At 70.0% G+C, this 18,290-nt stretch carries 17 protein-coding genes; 10 read left to right on the top strand and 7 right to left on the bottom strand.

What is annotated here, in order from left to right; genetic code table 11:
- Window positions 1-11 precede the first annotated feature (11 nt).
- From rfbB to VFH59_RS06275, 7 genes are all read left to right on the top strand, one after another.
- Complete coding sequence (gene rfbB, locus VFH59_RS06305) at window positions 12-1,061, top strand: dTDP-glucose 4,6-dehydratase (RefSeq protein WP_325164041.1); 1,050 nt, start codon at window positions 12-14, stop codon at window positions 1,059-1,061.
- 11 nt (window positions 1,062-1,072) lie between these two features.
- A complete protein-coding gene (rfbA, locus tag VFH59_RS06300; protein WP_325164040.1) occupies window positions 1,073-1,960 on the top strand; it encodes a glucose-1-phosphate thymidylyltransferase RfbA in 888 nt (295 codons plus the stop codon).
- The gene (gene rfbC, locus VFH59_RS06295) at window positions 1,957-2,514 is read left to right on the top strand and encodes a dTDP-4-dehydrorhamnose 3,5-epimerase (protein ID WP_325164039.1); all 558 of its coding nucleotides are present in this window, start codon (window positions 1,957-1,959) and stop codon (window positions 2,512-2,514) included. The genes rfbA and rfbC overlap by 4 nt, the downstream gene beginning before the upstream one ends.
- Window positions 2,511-3,431, top strand: coding sequence for a dTDP-4-dehydrorhamnose reductase (rfbD, locus tag VFH59_RS06290; RefSeq protein WP_325164038.1), 921 nt, complete (start codon window positions 2,511-2,513; stop codon window positions 3,429-3,431). The genes rfbC and rfbD overlap by 4 nt, the downstream gene beginning before the upstream one ends.
- Before the next feature lie 127 nt (window positions 3,432-3,558).
- Complete coding sequence (locus VFH59_RS06285) at window positions 3,559-5,742, top strand: TIR domain-containing protein (RefSeq protein WP_325164037.1); 2,184 nt, start codon at window positions 3,559-3,561, stop codon at window positions 5,740-5,742.
- Between the two features lie 299 nt (window positions 5,743-6,041).
- Window positions 6,042-6,197, top strand: coding sequence for a hypothetical protein (locus tag VFH59_RS06280; protein ID WP_325164036.1), 156 nt, complete (start codon window positions 6,042-6,044; stop codon window positions 6,195-6,197).
- 98 nt (window positions 6,198-6,295) lie between these two features.
- The gene (locus VFH59_RS06275) at window positions 6,296-7,987 is read left to right on the top strand and encodes a hypothetical protein (RefSeq protein WP_325164035.1); all 1,692 of its coding nucleotides are present in this window, start codon (window positions 6,296-6,298) and stop codon (window positions 7,985-7,987) included.
- A 15-nt stretch (window positions 7,988-8,002) separates the two neighbouring features.
- Here VFH59_RS06275 and glmS read toward each other — a convergent pair whose 3' ends face one another.
- From glmS to VFH59_RS06250, 5 genes are all read right to left on the bottom strand, one after another.
- Window positions 8,003-9,832 (bottom strand): glutamine--fructose-6-phosphate transaminase (isomerizing), encoded by a 1,830-nt coding sequence (gene glmS, locus VFH59_RS06270; RefSeq protein ID WP_325164034.1) that lies wholly within the window; start codon window positions 9,830-9,832, stop codon window positions 8,003-8,005.
- A gap of 71 nt (window positions 9,833-9,903) precedes the next feature.
- Window positions 9,904-11,274, bottom strand: a complete 1,371-nt coding sequence (locus VFH59_RS06265; RefSeq protein WP_325164033.1) for a pyridoxal-phosphate dependent enzyme — start codon at window positions 11,272-11,274, stop codon at window positions 9,904-9,906.
- Window positions 11,275-11,466: 192 nt separating this feature from the next.
- Complete coding sequence (locus VFH59_RS06260; RefSeq protein WP_325164032.1) at window positions 11,467-11,694, bottom strand: YdcH family protein; 228 nt, start codon at window positions 11,692-11,694, stop codon at window positions 11,467-11,469.
- Between the two features lie 339 nt (window positions 11,695-12,033).
- Window positions 12,034-12,690 carry a hypothetical protein gene (locus VFH59_RS06255; RefSeq protein ID WP_325164031.1) on the bottom strand — a complete coding sequence of 219 codons (657 nt, stop codon included), beginning with the start codon at window positions 12,688-12,690 and terminating at the stop codon, window positions 12,034-12,036.
- The gene (locus tag VFH59_RS06250) at window positions 12,687-13,265 is read right to left on the bottom strand and encodes a DUF4398 domain-containing protein (protein WP_325164030.1); all 579 of its coding nucleotides are present in this window, start codon (window positions 13,263-13,265) and stop codon (window positions 12,687-12,689) included. Before VFH59_RS06250 ends, VFH59_RS06255 begins: the two co-directional genes overlap by 4 nt.
- A gap of 98 nt (window positions 13,266-13,363) precedes the next feature.
- Between VFH59_RS06250 and VFH59_RS06245 the strand changes: the two genes are divergently transcribed.
- On the top strand, window positions 13,364-14,479 hold the full coding sequence (locus tag VFH59_RS06245) for a PilT/PilU family type 4a pilus ATPase (RefSeq protein ID WP_325164029.1): 1,116 nt from the start codon (window positions 13,364-13,366) through the stop codon (window positions 14,477-14,479).
- A gap of 462 nt (window positions 14,480-14,941) precedes the next feature.
- On the opposite strand, the gene maiA is transcribed toward VFH59_RS06245, so the two are convergent.
- Window positions 14,942-15,601, bottom strand: a complete 660-nt coding sequence (gene maiA, locus VFH59_RS06240; RefSeq protein WP_325164028.1) for a maleylacetoacetate isomerase — start codon at window positions 15,599-15,601, stop codon at window positions 14,942-14,944.
- A gap of 171 nt (window positions 15,602-15,772) precedes the next feature.
- Here maiA and VFH59_RS06235 point away from each other — a divergent pair, with 171 nt between their 5' ends.
- Both VFH59_RS06235 and VFH59_RS06230 read left to right on the top strand, forming a co-directional pair.
- Window positions 15,773-16,951 (top strand): phosphoglycerate kinase, encoded by a 1,179-nt coding sequence (locus VFH59_RS06235; protein ID WP_325164027.1) that lies wholly within the window; start codon window positions 15,773-15,775, stop codon window positions 16,949-16,951.
- Window positions 16,951-17,595: an HAD hydrolase-like protein gene (locus tag VFH59_RS06230; RefSeq protein ID WP_325164026.1), complete on the top strand. Its 645-nt coding sequence runs from the start codon at window positions 16,951-16,953 to the stop codon at window positions 17,593-17,595. Before VFH59_RS06235 ends, VFH59_RS06230 begins: the two co-directional genes overlap by 1 nt.
- Window positions 17,596-17,790: 195 nt before the next feature.
- On the opposite strand, the gene VFH59_RS06225 is transcribed toward VFH59_RS06230, so the two are convergent.
- A partial coding sequence (locus VFH59_RS06225) for a transketolase-like TK C-terminal-containing protein (protein WP_325164025.1) occupies window positions 17,791-18,290 on the bottom strand: 500 nt, incomplete at its 5' end.

The raw sequence follows: 18,290 nt of genomic DNA, 5'->3' as shown, positions 1-18,290 counted from the left end.
CAAACAAGCCTATGCAAACCTTGCTCGTCACCGGTGGTGCCGGCTTTATCGGCGCCAATTTCGTGCTGCAGGCGGTCGCCGACGGCTTCCGCGTGGTCAACCTGGACAAGCTGACCTACGCCGGCAACCTCGACACCCTGGCGTCGCTGGAAGCCAGTGACCGGCACCTGTTCGTGCAGGGCGACATCGGCGATCGCGCACTGGTGGCGCGGCTGCTGGCCGAACACCGGCCGCGGGCGATCGTGAACTTCGCCGCCGAGTCGCACGTCGACCGCTCGATCGACGGTCCCGCCGCGTTCGTGGACACCAATGTGGTCGGTACCCTGGGGCTGCTCGAATGCGCCCGCGACTACTGGCGCAGTCTGGAAGGCGCCGCGCGCGAGGCCTTCCGGTTCCTGCACGTATCCACCGACGAGGTGTACGGCTCGCTCGGCGCCGAGGGCAAGTTCACCGAGACGACACCCTACGCGCCCAACTCGCCCTATTCAGCCTCCAAGGCCGCCTCCGACCACCTGGTGCGCGCGTTCCACCACACCTACGGCCTGCCCACGCTCACCACCAACTGCTCGAACAACTACGGGCCCTACCAGTTCCCGGAGAAGCTGATCCCGCTGGTGATCCAGAAGGCGCTGGCCGGCGAGGCGCTGCCGGTCTACGGCGACGGCCGCAACATCCGCGACTGGCTGTACGTCGGCGACCACTGCAGCGCGATCCGCCGCGTGCTCGACGCAGGCCGCGTCGGCGAGACCTACAACGTCGGCGGCAACGCCGAGCGCGAGAACCTGACGGTGGTCAAGACCATCTGCGCCCTGCTCGACGCCCGCCGGCCGCTGGCCGATGGCCGCCCGCGCGAGTCGCTGATCACCTTCGTCAAGGATCGTCCCGGCCACGACCGCCGCTACGCGATCGACTCGAGCAAGCTGCAGCGCGAACTCGGCTGGACGCCGACGCACACGTTCGAGAGCGGCATGGAGCACACCGTGGACTGGTATCTGGCGCACCAGCTGTGGGTGCAGCGGGTGCTGGACGGCAGCTACCGCATGGAACGACTGGGCTCGTAGGGAGACGACAGATGAGCACACGCAAGGGCATCATCCTGGCCGGCGGTTCCGGCACGCGGCTGTATCCGATCACCCAGGGCATCAGCAAGCAGCTGCTGCCGGTGTACGACAAGCCGATGATCTATTACCCGCTGGCAATCCTCATGCTCGCCGGCATCCGCGAGGTGCTGGTGATCAACACCCCGCACGAGCAGGCGCTGTTCCAGCGACTGCTGGGCGACGGCTCGCAGTGGGGCATGGACATCCGCTACGCGGTGCAGCCTTCGCCGGAGGGGCTGGCGCAGGCGTTCCTGATCGGCCGGGAGTTCCTCGGCGGCGCACCCAGCTGCCTGGTGCTCGGCGACAACATCTTCTACGGCGTGGGCATGACCGAGCGCCTGCAGCGTGCGTCCTCGCGCGAGCGCGGCGCCACCGTGTTCGGCTACTGGGTGCGCGACCCGGAGCGCTACGGCGTGGCCGAGTTCGACGCAGATGGCCGGGTGGTCGGGCTGGAAGAGAAGCCGGCCAAGCCCAAGTCGAACTACGCCGTCACCGGGCTGTACTTCTACGACGAGCGCGCCTGCGACTATGCCGCCTCGCTCGAGCCCTCGCCGCGCGGCGAGCTGGAAATCACCGACTTGAACCGCTGCTACCTGGCCGAAGGCGAGCTGCACCTGGAGCAGTTGGGCCGCGGCTACGCCTGGCTCGACACCGGCACCCACGAGTCGCTGATGGAAGCGGGCAACTTCATCCAGACCATCGAGCACCGCCAGGGCCTGAAGGTGTGCTGCCCGGAGGAGATCGCCTTCCTCAAGGGCTGGATCGACGCCGAGCAGCTGCTGCGCCTGGCCGAACCGCTGGCCAAGACCGGGTACGGCCAGTACCTGCAGAACCTGATCCACCAGGGGCTGGTGCGATGAAGGTCATCCAGACCGCGCTGCCGGGCGTCGTGGTGATCGAGCCGCAGGTGTTCGGCGATGCCCGCGGCTTCTTCTACGAGAGCTACAACGAGGCGAAGTACCGCGAGGCCGGCATCGACCGCCGCTTCGTGCAATCGAATGTCTCGCGCTCGGCGAAGGGCGTGCTGCGCGGGCTGCACTACCAGTGGCCCAACCCGCAGGGCAAGCTGGTCAGCGTGCTCGAGGGCGAGGTCTACGACGTGGCGGTGGACATCCGCCGCGGCTCGCCGACCTTCGGGCGCTGGGCGGGGGTCATGCTCACCGCCGACAACCACCGCCACTTCTGGATCCCCGAGGGCTTCGCGCACGGCTTCTGCGTGCTGTCCGAGTTCGCCACCTTCAGCTACCAGTGCACCGCGCTGTACGAGCGCGAGCACGATGCGGGCATCCGCTGGAACGATGCGGACATCGCCGTCGACTGGCCGGTCAGCGCGCCGCTGCTGTCGGACAAGGACACCCGCGCGCCCTTCCTGAAGGATGTCCCCGCCGAGCGCCTTCCGGCCTACGCGCCATGAAGATTCTCCTGCTGGGCGCCAACGGCCAGCTCGGCCGCAGCTTCGTCGAGGACGGCGGCCTGGCCGGGCGCGGGGAGCTGGTCGTGGCCACGCGCGACGGCACCCTGTGGGACGGCGAGCGCGCCGAGGTCGCCGACCTTGCCGCCCCCGGCCTGGACGCCCTGCTGGACCGCGTGCAACCCGACGTCATCGTCAACGCGGCCGCCTACACCGCCGTCGACCGCGCCGAACAAGAAGAGGCCTTGGCCACCCGCATCAACGGCCAGGCGGTCGGCGAACTGGGCGCCTGGGCCGCCGCGCATGGCGCGCTGGTGCTGCACTACTCGACCGACTACGTCTTCGACGGCAGCGCGAGCACACCCTACCCCGTCGATGCGCCCACCGGCCCGCTGGGCGCCTACGGCCGCAGCAAGCTCGCCGGCGAGCAGGCGCTGCGCGCCAGCGGCGCCGACCACCTGATCCTGCGCACCGCCTGGGTGTATGCCCCGCACGGCCACAACTTCCTGCGCACCATGCTGCGCCTGGGCGCCGAGCGCGACGAGCTGCGCGTGGTGGCCGACCAGCACGGCGCGCCGACCTCCACCGCGCTGATCGTGCGCGCGAGCCTAGCCCTGCTCGACCGCTGGTTCGCGCGACCGGACGCGCGCGCAGAGCTGCGCGGCACGCACCATCTGGTGGCCAGCGGCCACACCAGCTGGCACGGCTTCGCCAGCGCGATCTTCGACGAGGCCCATGCGCGCGGCCTGCTCGCGCGCATCCCCCGCGTGCTGCCGATCGCCAGCGCCGACTACCCCACCCCCGCCCGCCGTCCGGCCTGGTCGGTGCTGGACAACCTTGGCCTGGGCCAGTTGCTGGGGCACCCGCTGCCGGATTGGCGCGAGGGCCTGCACGAGGTGATGGAGCGGCTCGCCGGCTGACGCGCGGGCCCGCGCGGCCACGAAAGCGTCACGTGCGAGCGATGAGCCGAGCATCACGCGGGACGTGGTAGGTTCCGCCCGCCGCCAGCGCCAGGGGGCTGTGCGACTCGCATGAGGGTCGTGCACGATGAACCCGGTTTCTTCCGCAGGCGATTACCGCTACCGCGCCTTCATCAGCTACAGCCACCGCGACCGGCGCTGGGCCGAGTGGCTGCACCGCGCGCTGGAAACCTATCGCGTGCCCTCGCGGCTGGTCGGCCTGGTGACCGCCGCCGGCACCGTCCCGCGCCGACTGCTGCCGATCTTCCGCGACCGCGACGAGCTGGCCAGTTCCGGCGACCTCGGCCACAAAGTGGACGAAGCGCTGGCCCAGTCGGCCAACCTGATCGTGATCTGCTCGCCCGCCTCGGCCACCTCGCGCTGGGTGAGCGCCGAGGTCCGCGCGTTCCGCCGGCTGGGCCGCGACGACCGCATCTTCTGCCTGATCGTGGCAGGCGAGCCGAACGCGCCGGCGACGCAGCGCGCCGAGGAATGCCTTTCGCCCGCCTTGTGCGACCCGCTGGACGAACCGGGCGCGGGCGGCAACGAACCGATCGCCGCCGACGTGCGTCCCGGCAAGGACGGCAAGCACGTGGCCAAGCTCAAGCTCGTCGCCGGCCTGCTCGGCCTGGAGCTGGACCAGCTGCGGCGGCGCGAGCTGCAGCGCCGCAACCGCCGGCTGGCGGCGGTCGCGGGCCTGTCCACGCTGGTCATGCTGGTGACCAGCCTGCTGGCGATCGACGCGATGATCGCCCGCCGCACCGCCGAGCGTCGGCAGAAGCAGGCCGAGGCACTGGTCGGCTTCATGCTGGGCGACCTCAACGACAAGCTGGCCCAGGTGCAGCGGCTGGACATCCTGGAAGCGGTCGACGACAAGGCGATGGCCTACTTCCAGTCGCTGCCCGCCACCGATGTGACCGACGACGTGCTCGAACAGCGCGCCAAGGCGCTGGAGAAGATCGGCAGCGTGCGGCTCGACCAGGGACGCCTGGCCGCGGCCACGCGCGCGTACCGCGCGGCCGAACCGCTGGCCCGCAAGCTGGCGCGTGCCGCACCGGCCGACCGCGACCGGCAGATCGCCTACGCCCGGGTCCAGGCCTTCCTCGGCATGAGCGACTGGTACCAGGGCCACCTGGAAGAGGCCGGGCGCTGGTTTGCCGCGGCGCAGGCGACGCTCGAACGGATGGGCGCACCGGCCCGTACCGACCCCCGGGTCCTGTTCGAACTGAGCACGCTGGACAACGACATCGGCCATGTCCTGGAGGCCCGCGGCCGGCTCGACGAGGCGGCGGCGCACTACCGGCGCATGCTCGAGCGGTGCCGGCTGCTGGCCGCCCGCCCCTCGCCCCGCAGCGAGTGGCTCGAGCACCTGGGCGAAGCGCACAACAACCTGGGCAAGCTGGCCCTGATGCGCGGCGACCTGCTCGGTGCGATCACCGAGTACGCGGCGGACGACGCGATCGAGACGCAGCTGAGCGAGGCCCAGCCGCAGGACAACGGCCAGCGCCAGAACATGGCGCGCGTGCGCGCCATCCTGGCCCGCACGCTGGCTTTGGCCGGCCGCGCCGACCAGGCCGACCGCGATACCGAGCAGGCCCTGGCAGTCATCGAGGAGATCCACCGCTTCGATCCCAGCCTCACCGACGTCAAGGAGAACCTCGGGCTGTACTCGGCCCAGCTGGCGCGCCTGCGCCACGCACGGGGCGACACCGGCTCGGCCCCGGCGCTGCTGGGGCGCGCCTGGCGGACGCTGGACGAGCTGGCGCGGCACGAGCCGAGCAACACCGACTGGCGGCAGGACCTGGCCGAGGTCCGCATCGAGCGGGCGGCATGGCTGCAGGCATCCGGCCGCCACGCCGAGGCGCGGGTCGACGCGCGGGCGGCCCTGGCGACGCTCACGCCCCTGCTGGCCGACCAGCCGGACGAACGGAGCCTGCTGCTGTCCACGGTCCGCGCCCGCCTGCAACTGGCCGCGCTGCAGGCCGGCGACGAGGCCAGAAGCCTGCGCCTCTCCGCCCTGCAGAGCCTTCGCGCGGTCGACAGCGGCGCCGGCGACCCGCGCCTGCTTGCCGCGCAGGTCGATGCCCTGCTGGCGCTGGGCCGCACCGACGAAGCCCGGCCGCTGGTCCGGCAGCTGTGGGCGGCCGGCTACCGCGAACCGGCGCTGGTCCGGACGCTGGCGGGGGCCGGCATCGCCTTCCCACCCAACCCCGCCTTCGAGCAACGCCTGCAGGGCGTGCTCGACCAGCGCGCACTGGCACGCGCGCGCTGACCCGCGCCTCCTGCCCGGACCACGGGGGAACACCAGGGACCGCGTGCTCTGCATCGGCCCACGCCGCCACGCCCTCGCCGTTCCACGCCGACCAGCGCGTCACGCAACCCTGACCGGGCGCAGCCCCGGCCCGGAAGCTGACCACACCCGACCGCACGACGCTGCCGTCGACCGCACCGCCCATCCCTCGACCAACAACACCCGCTGCCATCGCGCGGGCGTCACCGGCCCGTAACGGTGCAAGACGTACACGCACACGGCGGCCATCCCGGCCGCCGCCACGCCCACGGAGGCTTCCCATGACCAAGCCACGCACCACCCAGGGCACCCCGGACGAACCCGAGTCGACCACCGAGCGCAAACCACCCAGGGACACGCAGGCCGACCGCCCCGCACCGACGGACAAGCTGCTTTCGCCCGACACCGCGACCGAACCTTCGATCAAGAACCGCTAGCACTCGCAGTTGCCGCGCGACCGCGAACGCGGTTGCGCAAGGAGCGGCGGCCGGCCCCGGCCGCCGCGGCGCATCCGGCCGCAACCCCTGGAGCACCCATGACGCCCCTGGTGATCGGTGTGACCAGCCATCGCGACCTTCCCCCCGACGACACGGACGCTGTCCGCCGCGTCGTCCGGCGGCTGTTCGAGGACTTGCGCCAGGCCTGGCCGTCGTTGCCGCTGGTGGTGCTCTCCGCGCTGGCCGAGGGCGGCGACCAGCTGGTGGCCGAAGAGGCACTGGCACAGGGCGTGCGCCTGATCGCTCCGTTGCCCCTCCCGCGCGCGCTCTACGAGGAGGATTTCACCGACCCGGCGGCACGCACCCGCTTCGAGGCGTTGTGCGCCCGGGCCGACGTCATGGTGCTGCCGGTCCGCAAGGGACGCTCGCACCGCGAGGTGGGCAACCCCGGCACCGCGCGCGACCAGCAATACGCGCAGGCGGGCGTGTACATCGCCAGCCACTGCCACATCCTGCTGGCGATCTGGGACGGCCAGCCCTCCGACCGCCTGGGCGGTACCGCGCAGATCGTGCGCTACCACCTGCGCGGCATCCTGCCCGGGCCACCCAGCGAGGAACGCGACCCGCACCACATCCTGGCCGCGGGCGACGAGCGGCTGCTCTACCACGTCCTGTGCGGGCGGGCCGACACACCTGCCGACGCGCGGCCGGCGGTCACCGCGATGTGGCGGCATGCCGCTGCCGCCACACCGGAGGAACGCCTGCCGGCCGCGTTCCGGCTGATGTTCGACCGCATGGCCGAATTCAACGACGAGTGCGTCGCGCATGCCGCGGCGATCGAGGCGACGACGACGCCCGCGGCCGCAGGTACCCCAGTCGCACCGGCCACCGCACGCATGGGGATCGAGTGCACCTTCCGCGAAGCGGACTGGCTGGCCATGCACTTCCAGCACCGGGTGCTGCTGGCGATGCGCACGATCTACACGCTGGCTGCGCTGATGGGCATCGCCTTCACCTGCTACGCGCACTTCGCCGCGCAGAACTATCTGATCTACCTGTTCCTGCTGCTGTTCGCGCTCGGCACGACGATGACTGCCATCGCCAAGCGCCGCGGCTGGCATCGCAAGTATCTCGATTACCGGGCGCTGGCCGAGGGGCTGCGCATCCAGTCGTACTGGCGCCGCGCCGGCATCTCGCTGACCCGCGACCACGCCTTCGCGCACGACGACTTCCTGCAGCGGCAGAACGTCGAGCTGGGCTGGATCCGCAACGTGATGCGCGCCTCCGGCCTGCCGCCCAGCCATCCGCCGACGGCGACCGCCATGGAGTTGGCCGGCGTGATCGCCGAATGGGTGGGCGAGCCGGGTCGCTCGGGCCAGCTGTACTACTACGAGCGCAAGAGCATCGAGTGCGCCGGGCTGCATCGGGTGACCGAAGCGCTCGGCGCGTTGAGCCTGTGGGGCGGCGTGTCGATCAGCGTGCTGTTGGCGCTGTTCGCGCTGCGCCTGGAGGACGCCACCAAGGCCACCCTGGTGGCGGTAATGGGCATCCTCTCGATCATCGCCGCCGTGCGCGAGGCCTATGCCTACCGCAAGGCCGACAAGGTGCTGCTCAAGCAGTACCGCTTCATGGAACGCATTCTCGGCACCGCGCGGGCGGCGCTGGACCAGACCGACGACCCGGCCGAACAGCGCGCCATCCTGCGTGCGCTCGGCCATGCCGCGCTGACCGAGCATGCCGAGTGGACGTTGATGCAGCGCGAACGCCAGGTCGAGCACGGGCCGATGTAGCCCGTGCCGCGCCGCTCATTCCACCGTGACCGACTTGGCCAGGTTGCGCGGCTGGTCGACATCGGTGCCGCGCAGCACGGCCACGTGGTAGGCCAGCAACTGCAGCGGCACGGTGAACACGGCGGGCGCGATGAAGTCGCCGCCGCCGTCGATGCGCAGCGTCGCGCCGTTGGACGCGCCGGCCTCCAGCGGCGCCGCGCCATCGGCGAACACGATCAGCCGGCCGCCGCGCGCGCGCACTTCCTGCAGGTTGGACTTGAGCTTGTCCAGCAGCGGGCCGTTCGGCGCCACCGCCACCACCGGCATGGCTTCGTCGACCAGCGCCAGCGGGCCGTGCTTGAGTTCGCCGGCGGGATAGGCCTCGGCGTGGATGTAGGAGATTTCCTTGAGCTTGAGCGAGCCTTCCAGCGCAACCGGGAACTGCGCGCCGCGGCCCAGGAACAGCGCGTGCTCCAGCGGCACGAACAGGGCCGCCAGTTCCACGATCTGCGGCTCCAGCTGCAGCGCATCCTCGATCGCGCGCGGCAGGTGCGCGAGCTGTGCGCACAGCTCGGCGTAGCGTGCCTTGTCCAGCCCGCGCTGCTCGGCGAGCTTGAGGCACAGCAGGGCCAGCGCGGCGAGCTGGGTGGTGAAGGCCTTGGTCGATGCGACCCCGATCTCGGGACCGGCGCGGGTCATCAGCTTGAGGTCGGCCTCACGCACCACCGAGGACTCGGGCACGTTGCAGATCGCCAGCGTGGCCAGGTAACCGCGCCGGCGCGATTCGCGCATCGCCGCCAGCGTGTCGGCGGTTTCGCCGGACTGCGAGATCGCCACGAACAGGGTGCCCTCGGGCACCACCGTGTCGCGGTAGCGGTATTCGCTGGCCACCTCGACGTTGACCGGCAGCCGCGCCTGCTCCTCGATCCAGTACCTGGCGACCAGGCCGGCGTGGTAGCTGGTGCCGCAGGCGACGATGTGGATGCCCCTGACCCTCGCCAGCAACTCGTCGCCACCGACGCCGAAGATGTTCGGCAGCACGCCATGCGGCCCGATGCGCGCCTCCAGCGTGTCGTTGACCGCGCGCGGCTGCTCGTGGATTTCCTTCTGCATGTAGTGGCGGTAGTCGCCCCGCTCGACCGCGTCGGTGGACAGTTCGCTCTGGTGCACCGTCCGCTCCACCGGCGCGCCGTCCAGCCCGTAGACCTGCACGCTGTCGCGGGTGATCTCCACCACGTCGTCCTCGTCCAGGTAGATCATGCGGTTGGTCACCTGGATCAGCGCCTGCGCGTCGGAGCCCAGGAAGTTCTCGCCGATGCCCACGCCGACCAGCAGCGGCGCGCCGCGGCGGGCGCCGACGACGTGGCCCGGCTGGTCGCGGCTGATCACCGCGATGGCGTAGGCGCCTTCCAGTGCACGCACCGTGGCGAGTACCGCCTGGCACAGGTCCATGCCGCCGGCGATGCGCTCCTCGATCAGTGCGGCCATCACCTCGGTGTCGGTCTCGGAGGTGAACACGTGGCCGCGCGCCTGCAGTTCGGCGCGAAGGCTGGCGTAGTTCTCGATGATGCCGTTGTGCACCAGCGCCACGCGGCCGACGATGTGCGGATGGGCGTTGGCTTCGTTGGGCACCCCGTGCGTGGCCCAGCGCGTATGCGCGATGCCGGTGCCGCCACGCAGCGGGTCGGCCAGGTACAGCGCTTCCATCTCGCGCACCTTGCCCTTGGCGCGCACGCGACGGATCTGGGCGTCATCGAGCACGGCCAGGCCGGCCGAGTCGTAGCCGCGGTATTCGAGCGCCTTGAGGCCGGCGATCAGCAACGGGGCGACGTCGCGCTGGGCGGTGGCGGCAACGATTCCACACATGGGGTCTGGCTTCCTTCGGGGCGAGGGCGGAGCGTAGTTATGGTTTCGCGAAGGCGGCGTCGCGACGGCGCTTAGTGCACCTTGCGACGCAGGTAGTTCAACAGGTCGATGCGGGTGATCAGGCCCATGAACTGGTCACCGTCCACCACGATCGCCACATGGCCGCGCTCGAACACCGGCAGCAGGGCCTCGATCGGCGAATGCACGTCCAGCTTGGTGAGCGAGGAGATCATTGCGGTGGAGACCGGGTCGCGGAAGCGCACCTCGTTGGCGTGCACGTGCATCAGCACGTCCGACTCGTCGAGGATGCCGACCAGCTTCTGGCCGTCCATCACCGGCAGCTGCGAGACGTCGTACAGCTTCATGCGGGTATAGGCGGTCATCAGCAGCTCGTTCGGGCCGACCACCACCGTGTCGCGCTGCGCGAACGGGCGCAGCAGCAGGTCGCGCAGGTCGCCGTGCTGCTGGCGATCGATGAAGCCGTTGTCGAGCATCCAGTAGTCGTTGTACATCTTCGACAGGTACTTGTTGCCGGTATCGCAGACCAGCGTCACCACGCGCTTGGGCGTGCCCTGCTCGCGGCAATACTTCAGCGCCGCGGCGAGCAGCGTGCCGGTGGAGGAGCCGCCGAGGATGCCCTCCTTCGCCAGCAGTTCGCGGGCGGTGAGGAAGCTCTCCTTGTCCGCGATGGCGTAGGCCTTCTTCACCCGCGAAAAGTCGCTGATGGTGGGCAGGAAATCCTCGCCGATACCCTCGACCATCCAGCTGGCGGACTTGTCCGACAGCGTGCCCTCGTTGATGTACTGGGCGAGGATCGAGCCGACCGGGTCGGCGAGCACGATTTCGGTCTCGGGCGAATGCTCGGCGAAGAACTGCGAGAGGCCGGTCATGGTGCCCGACGAGCCGCAGCCGACCACCACCGCGTCCACCCGCCCGTCCATCTGCTCGAGGATTTCCGGGCCGGTCGTCTGGATGTGTGCGCGCGGGTTGTCCGGGTTGCCGAACTGGTTGATGAAGTACGCGCCGGGCGTCTCGCGAGCGATCCGCTCGGCCATGTCCTGGTAGTACTCCGGATGGCCCTTGGCCACGTCCGAGCGGGTCAGCACGACCTCGGCGCCCATCGCCTTGAGGTTGAAGATCTTCTCGCGGCTCATCTTGTCCGGCACCACCAGGATCAGCCGGTAGCCCTTCGCCTGCGCGACCAGCGCGAGCCCCAGGCCGGTGTTGCCGGCGGTGCCCTCGACCAGCGTGGCGCCGGGGCTGATCCGGCCGGCGCGCTCGGCGCCTTCGATCATGGACAGGCCGATGCGGTCTTTGATGGAGCCGCCCGGATTGGCGCTCTCGAGCTTGAGGAACAACTCGCACAACCCCGTATCGAGGCGCTGGGCTTTCACCATCGGGGTGTTCCCGATCAGTTCGAGCACGCTTTGGTGGACCGTCATGGCGACTCCGTCGTTGGGCGGCGCCCGCAGGCGCTGGACAAGGCGCACGATGATAACCGAGCCGCCCGCCAGTGCCTGCAGGAGCGCCCTTGGGAGGCGACCCGGCATGGCGATCCCGCCCGAAGCGCCCCCCAAAAGAAACGGCCCCGGCGCTTCGTGGGAAGGGCCGGGGCCGTCAGGTAGACGGTGGGGTCAGTGGATCTGCGGGACTCGCGCATCCCACATGCGTTGCAGGCGTTCCTTGGCGTGCAGTTTTTCCTTCTTCATGCCGGCCAAGGTGACATCGTCGATGGGAAGGACGCCGATCTCGGCATCGTGCACCTTGCTCTTCAATTCGCGGTGATGCTGGTAGAGCCGACGGAATTCCGCGTCGGCTTTCATGAATGCTTCGACATCGTCACGCTGCTGGTTTTCGAACATGATCCGACCTCCTCGCGAGATGAGCGGGCGCGTGATCGGCACGCCCGCGGGCGGATGAAGCGCGCGCGCCCACGCCCCGTACGCATGTGGAGCGAAACAGGGACCGGCAGTGCGTGGGGAAATGGGCGCATGTTTCAGGTCAGTGAGCCATGGCACGGGTGCGCCATGGCAGCCCTGACCCTACTCCCGCGCCCGGGACCGTGCAAGCCACCGCGGGAAGCCCTGCGGGCAGGCCGATCCAACTGTCGAGTCCGCCAGTCCGGGCGCCGAAAAACCTCGGGCGCGACCGCCATCCCGGTCGCGCGCGGCGCTCTTCAGGCACCCCGTCGGCGCCGGGGCTCAATGGCCTTTCGGGGCCGTCTTGTCCTTGGCCGGCGCCGGCTTGGTGGCCTCCGACGAGGAGGACGGGGCGGCCTGCATCTGCGAGCGCATGGCGCGCGCGGCCTGGGCAGCCGCCTCGGCTTCGCGACGGGCGGCGCGGGCGACGCGGCTCTGCGCGGCGGCCAGCTTCCTGGCCCGCTCGGCCTCGGCACGCGCCTGCTCGGCGGCCTGCGAGGCCTCCATGCCCTGCTGCTGCAGGCGGGCGGCCTCTTCCTGCGCCATCTGGTACTGCATGCGCTGGCGCTCCAGCTCCATGCGCGCGGCCTCGGCTTCGCGGCGGCTGGCCTCCAGGAGAATCTGGGCATGCTCGCGGTCGAGCTTGTCGAGCCGGTCCCGGGCGGCCTGCAGCTGCGCGGCGGCCTTGGCCAGGTCGACCCGGCGCTCGGCCAGGTACAGCGCATGCGGCCGCTCGCTGCGGCCGGCCTGTTCCAGCCGGTCGATCGCGGCGTGCGCGAGCGCCTGTTCGGCCTGGGCATAGGTGCCGAGGGTGGGGTCGCTGGCCAGCTGGTTCAGGCTGGAGTTCAGGCGGTTGACGTCCATGTCGTCCTGGCGCGCCAGGGCCGGGCCGGCCAACGCCAGCAGGCCGATCAACGCCGTCGTGGCAAGGCGCTTCATCGCTGGCCTCCGTCGTTCGTGTGGGTGCTCGCCGAAGGGGCGGGAACCGGCTGGAAGCCGCCGTTCTGCGGCAGCGGCGCGGACAGCACCGAGGCGGACGGTGCCGGCATGTCCTGCAGCGTCTCCGGGGCGCTGCTGCCGGATGCCGGCGCGGCGGCCGGAGCCGGCTGCGCGGGCGCCTGTCCGGTCTGCTGGCGCAGGCGGTGGTTCTCTTCGACCTTGGCCTGGATCTGCGCCCGCGCGCTGCCCAGCTGGGCGCGCGTCCGGGCCAGTTCGGCATCGGCGCGGGCTTCCTCGGCCAGGTTGGCGGCATCGGCGTACTTGCGCGCGGCCATGGCGGTCTGCGCCTGCTGGAACTTGGCCTGCGCAAAGCCCAGGTCCACCGGATCGTAATCGGCCGCGCCGGCGTCGCGCGCGGACTGCAGCAGCGCCTGGGCCTGGTTCATCGAGGTGTCCGGCGGCGGCACGCTGGCACACCCGGCCAGCGCCAGCAGCGCCACGGCCAGGACCAGGCCACCCGCCATCCGGCCAGTACGCCCGATGCGTCCGGATGGCCGGGAAAAGATGTGCACCATCACTCATTCCTCGCGCAGTGTCGCCGCGTATTGTGGGCAGGCATAATCTTGCTTTGCAACGCGCCACAAGAAAGCGCGATCACTCTCAGGGGTCCTGCGTGGATATCGGTTACTTCCTCAAGCTGATGGTAGACAAGGGCGCGTCGGACATGTTCCTGACGACCGGCGCCCCGGTGAACATCAAGGTCGAGGGCAAGCTCTACCCGCTTGGCAACACCGGCCTGCCCGGCGGCATGGTCAAGAAGATCGCCTACTCGCTGATGGACGAGGGCCAGGTGCCGCAGTTCGAGCGCGACCTGGAACTCAACATGGCGCTGGCGGTGAAGGAAGCCGGGCGCTTCCGCATCAACGTGTTCAAGCAGCGCGGCGAAGTGGGCATGGTGATCCGCGCGATCAAGAGCGAGATTCCCTCGATCGACCAGCTGCAGCTGCCGCCCATCTTCCGCGACCTGATCATGGAGCAGCGTGGATTGATCCTGGTGGTGGGCGCTACCGGTTCGGGCAAGTCGACCACGCTGGCGGCGATGCTCGACCACCGCAACTCCAACTCGCCGGGCCACATCCTCACCATCGAGGATCCGATCGAGTACCTGCACCGGCACAAGAAGTCGATCATCAACCAGCGCGAGGTCGGGCTGGACACGCACAGCTATCACGAGGCGCTGAAGAACGCGATGCGTGAGGCGCCGGACGTGATCATGATCGGCGAGATCCGCGACACCGACACGATGGAGGCGGCGGTCGCCTTCTCCGAGACCGGCCACCTGTGCCTGGCCACGCTGCATTCGAACAACGCCGACCAGACGCTGGAGCGCATCCTCAACTTCTTCCCGGAATCGGCGCACAAGAACGTGCTGATGAACCTGGCGCTCAACCTGCGCGCGGTGATCAGCCAGCGCCTGGTGATCGGCAAGGACGGCCGCCGCGTGCCGGCGGTGGAAGTGCTGCTCAACACGCCGCTGATCCGCGACATGATCCGCCGCGGCCAGATCCACGAGATCAAGGAAGCGATGGACCGCAGCCTGCAGGAAGGCATGCAGACCTTCGACCAGTCGCTGTACAAGCTCTACAAGAGCGGGCGCATCGAGCTGGAGGAGGCGCTGGCCAAGGCCGACTCGCGCGATGGCCTGGCGCTGAAGATCCGGCTGTCGGAGGGCGGCGGGGCCGAGGCGACCGAACTGGCCGGGAACGATCCGTACGGCCTGGGCTTCTGAGCCGCACGAAAAGGTTGAGGAAGGGGCGCAGCGATGCGCCTCTTTTTTTAGCGCCCCGCGGAGGGCGCTCGGATGAAGGGCATGCTGGCGCGGGAGGTTGCCCTACGTCGGAAGTCCTCTCGAGCGCCCCATCGCACCAGGCAACATCTCCGCGAGTCCCGCCCCCTCACCCCGACCCTCTCCCCGCAGGGGAGAGGGAGAAGAGCCGTCGGTCGGCGCTGTGCCTCGCCGTGCCACCGAACTTGCTCCCTCTCCCCTGCGGGGAGAGGGCTGGGGTGAGGGGCCACGCTGGCGGGAAAGGCCGCCCGGTGCCGGATGCCCTTCTCCCATCGCACCAGGCCGCAACCTCGCGAGCCCCGCCCCTCACCCCGACCTTCCTCGGTGGGGAGAGGGAGCAGAGGGGTTGCTGTGTGCCTCGCCTCCATGCCCCGGGGCAGGAGCAGCCTGTGTAGGCCCGCTCGCCTACGGCGCGTCGGGCTGGTGCTCGGGCATCGCCTGCCTGAAGGCGTCAAGCTCGTTGCATGCGGCGTGGATGCGCGCGATGGTCGGCCAGCGATCCATCGACAGCTGCCAGCGCTGCGCGTTGTACACCTGCGGCACCAGGCAGGCGTCAGCCAGGCCCGGCGTGTCGCCATGGCAATAGCGACCGGTGGCACTGCTGCCGGCGAGCATGGTTTCCAGCGCGTCGAAGCCGGTCTCGATCCAGTGCCGCGACCAGGCCAGCTTCTGCGCCTCGTCCACGCCCAGCTGGCCCTCCAGGTACTGCAGCACGCGCAGGTTGCCCAGCGGATGGATGTCGCAGGCAACCGCCAGCGCCAACGCACGCACGCGGGCGCGGCTGCGCGCATCGGCCGGCAGCAGCGGCGGCTCCGGATGGGTTTCCTCCAGGTACTCGGCGATCGCCACCGACTGGGTGATCACGCGTTCGCCGTCCCGCAGGCACGGAATCAGCTGCTGGGGATTGAGGGCGCGGTAGGCCTCGGCGTGCTGTTCGCCGCCGTCGCGCAGGAGGTGCACCGGGCGTGTCTCATAGCGCAGCCCCTTGAGGTTGAGTGCGATACGCACGCGGTACACCGCGCTGGAGCGCCAGTAGCCGTACAACGCCAACAGTTCCGATGCCATGGGGATTCTCCCTGCCGGTGAAGGCGGCAGCATAAACCGGGCGAGCGCCACCATGGGCTACGCCCGCCCGCCGCGTTGCATCCCGGGGACCCGGGCCGGACAATAGGCGGTTCGCGCCGATGCGAGGCGCATCCGGTCGAACTGCAATCCCTTTTCCCGAGGAGTGGCGCCGTGTCCATCACCCGCATGAGCGATCTGGAACTGCGCGGCAAGCGCGTGCTGATCCGTGAAGACCTGAACGTGCCGATCGACGACGGCCGCATCACCTCGACCCAGCGCCTGGATGCCGCGCTGCCGACGATCCGGGCCGCACGCGACGCCGGCGCCAGGGTGATGGTGCTCTCGCACCTGGGGCGCCCGAAGGAAGGCCAGTTCGACGCCGAGTCCTCGCTTGCCCCGGTCGCGAAGTGGCTGGGTGACAAGCTCGGCGCGCCGGTGCGCCTGGTCGCCGACTACCTCGATGGGGTCGACGTTGCCGAGGGCGAGGTGGTGGTGCTCGAGAACTGCCGCATGAACACCGGCGAAGGAAAGGATGATGAAGCGCTCGCGAGGAAATACGCAGCGCTCTGCGATGTGTTCGTCATGGACGCCTTCGGCACCGCCCACCGGGCGCAGGCGTCCACCCACGGCGTGATCCGCTTCGCCCCGCAGGTTGCCGCCGGGCCGCTGCTCTCGGCCGAACTGGACGCGCTGGGCAAGGCGCTGGAGCAGCCGGCGCACCCGCTGCTGGCGATCGTCGCCGGCTCGAAGGTCTCCACCAAACTCACCCTGCTCGACAACCTGATCGGCAAGGTCGACCAGCTGATCGTCGGCGGCGGGATCGCCAACACGTTCATCGCCGCCGCCGGCTACGGCGTGGGCAATTCGCTGTACGAGCCGGACCTGATCGACGCGGCCCGGAAGGTCATCGCCGATGCCAAGCGGCGTGGCGCCGAGGTGCCGCTGCCGGTCGACGTGGTGGTGGCGCCGGAGTTCTCCGCCAACGCCCCGGCCACGGTCAGGCCGGTGGACGAGGTCAAGGACGGGGAGATGATCCTGGACATCGGCCCGGAGACCGCCCGGCGCTATGCCGAATTGATCGCCGGCGCCGGCACCGTGGTGTGGAATGGGCCGGTCGGCGTGTTCGAGTTCGACGCCTTCGGCAAGGGCACCGAAACGCTGGCACACGCGATTGCCGACTCGAAGGCCTTCTCGATCGCCGGCGGCGGCGACACGCTGGCTGCGGTCGACAAGTACGGCATCGCCGACAAGGTTTCCTACATATCCACCGGCGGCGGCGCGTTCCTGGAATTCCTCGAAGGCAAGGAGCTGCCGGCGGTGGCCGCACTCAAGGCGCGTGCGGACCGCTGATGCTCTGCCTGTTCGACCTCGACGGTACGCTGATCGACTCCGAGCACGGCATCACCGCGTGCGTGAAGCATGCGCTGGAGCGCCTGCGCGTGGCGATTCCCTCCGCCGAAGAACTGCGGCGCTGGATCGGCCCGCCGCTGCGGCACAGCTTCGCGCCGCTGCTCGGCCACGACGCGGCGCGGGTCGAGGCGGCGGTCGAGCACTACCACGAGCGTTTCGACACGCACGGCTGGCGCGAGCACACCGTCTACCCGGGCATCGAACCGCTGATCAACCGCCTGCTCGATGCCGGCCACCAGCTGGCCATCGTCACCGGCAAGCCGCATCGGCATGCCGAACCGATCCTGGCGCAGCTGACGTTCGGTCGGGCCTTCCTGCGGCTGTACGGTCCCGATCCGTCCAGCGCGCACAGCGAGAAGGCGGACATGATCGCGGCGGCCATGGCCGACTTCGGCGCCCGGGCGGAGGAGACTGTAATGATCGGTGACCGCCACTTCGACATCGAAGGCGCGGTGGCCAACCGCGTACGCGGCATCGGCGTGCTGTGGGGCTTCGGCAGCCGCACGGAGCTGGAACAGGCCGGCGCCGCGGCGGTCGCCGCCACGCCCGGGGAATTGGGCACGCTGCTCGACCTGGGTCCCTGACACCTTCCGCTTTCTTGCAGGAGCACACCTGTGCGCGACCGCCAAGCATCGCGGCCGAGCACAGCAGGCACCCTCCACGAGATCTGCCCCCTCCCCTGCTTGCAGGGAAGGGTTGGGGAGGGGTGCTCTTGCGCTCCGAACGCGCCCCCCCTCCCAACCTCCCCCTGCAGGCAGGGGGAGGAGCCACAGCGGCAATCAGCCGATCGTGCGCTTGACCGCGTCCACCACGTTCGTGACGGTGAAGCCGAAGTGCTCGAACAGCTGCGGCGCGGGGGCCGAAGCGCCGAAGCCGGTCATGCCGATCACTTCGCCATCCAGGCCCACGTACTTGCGCCAGTAGTCGGCGGTCGCCGCCTCCACCGCCACGCGCGCGCGACACCACGACGGCAGCACGCCCTCACGGTATTCCAGCGGCTGCTCGTCGAACACCTCGGTGCACGGCATCGACACCACGCGCACCGGTACGCCCTGCTGGGCCAGCGTGCGCGACGCCTCCATCGCCAGCTCCACTTCGGAGCCGGTGGCGATGATGATCGCCTTGAACTTGGTATCGGCCGGGTCGGACAGCACGTAGGCGCCGCGCGCGATGTCGGCGACCTGCTGCTCGCTGCGCTGCTGGTGCTTCAGGTTCTGGCGCGAGAACACCAGGCAGGCCGGGTTGCCCTTGCGCTCGAGGGCGGCCTTCCAGGCGACCG

Source organism: Frateuria sp. (genome assembly GCF_035695185.1).
GTDB lineage: Bacteria > Pseudomonadota > Gammaproteobacteria > Xanthomonadales > Rhodanobacteraceae > Frateuria_A.
The sequence above is the reverse complement of the archived record's forward strand: the minus strand, read 5'-3'. Positions and strand labels throughout refer to the sequence as shown.

What these genes read in the sequence shown, in the direction of transcription:
- VFH59_RS06280 (WP_325164036.1), top strand. Translation starts at nt 6,042, where the DNA reads ATGACCAAGCCACGCACCACCCAGGGCACCCCGGACGAACCCGAGTCG.
- rfbA (WP_325164040.1), top strand. Translation starts at nt 1,073, where the DNA reads ATGAGCACACGCAAGGGCATCATCCTGGCCGGCGGTTCCGGCACGCGG.
- VFH59_RS06255 (WP_325164031.1), bottom strand. Translation starts at nt 12,690, where the DNA reads ATGAAGCGCCTTGCCACGACGGCGTTGATCGGCCTGCTGGCGTTGGCC.
- rfbB (WP_325164041.1), top strand. Translation starts at nt 12, where the DNA reads ATGCAAACCTTGCTCGTCACCGGTGGTGCCGGCTTTATCGGCGCCAAT.
- VFH59_RS06230 (WP_325164026.1), top strand. Translation starts at nt 16,951, where the DNA reads ATGCTCTGCCTGTTCGACCTCGACGGTACGCTGATCGACTCCGAGCAC.
- VFH59_RS06260 (WP_325164032.1), bottom strand. Translation starts at nt 11,694, where the DNA reads ATGTTCGAAAACCAGCAGCGTGACGATGTCGAAGCATTCATGAAAGCC.
- rfbD (WP_325164038.1), top strand. Translation starts at nt 2,511, where the DNA reads ATGAAGATTCTCCTGCTGGGCGCCAACGGCCAGCTCGGCCGCAGCTTC.
- glmS (WP_325164034.1), bottom strand. Translation starts at nt 9,832, where the DNA reads ATGTGTGGAATCGTTGCCGCCACCGCCCAGCGCGACGTCGCCCCGTTG.
- VFH59_RS06265 (WP_325164033.1), bottom strand. Translation starts at nt 11,274, where the DNA reads ATGACGGTCCACCAAAGCGTGCTCGAACTGATCGGGAACACCCCGATG.
- VFH59_RS06250 (WP_325164030.1), bottom strand. Translation starts at nt 13,265, where the DNA reads ATGGTGCACATCTTTTCCCGGCCATCCGGACGCATCGGGCGTACTGGC.
- rfbC (WP_325164039.1), top strand. Translation starts at nt 1,957, where the DNA reads ATGAAGGTCATCCAGACCGCGCTGCCGGGCGTCGTGGTGATCGAGCCG.
- maiA (WP_325164028.1), bottom strand. Translation starts at nt 15,601, where the DNA reads ATGGCATCGGAACTGTTGGCGTTGTACGGCTACTGGCGCTCCAGCGCG.
- VFH59_RS06285 (WP_325164037.1), top strand. Translation starts at nt 3,559, where the DNA reads ATGAACCCGGTTTCTTCCGCAGGCGATTACCGCTACCGCGCCTTCATC.
- VFH59_RS06275 (WP_325164035.1), top strand. Translation starts at nt 6,296, where the DNA reads ATGACGCCCCTGGTGATCGGTGTGACCAGCCATCGCGACCTTCCCCCC.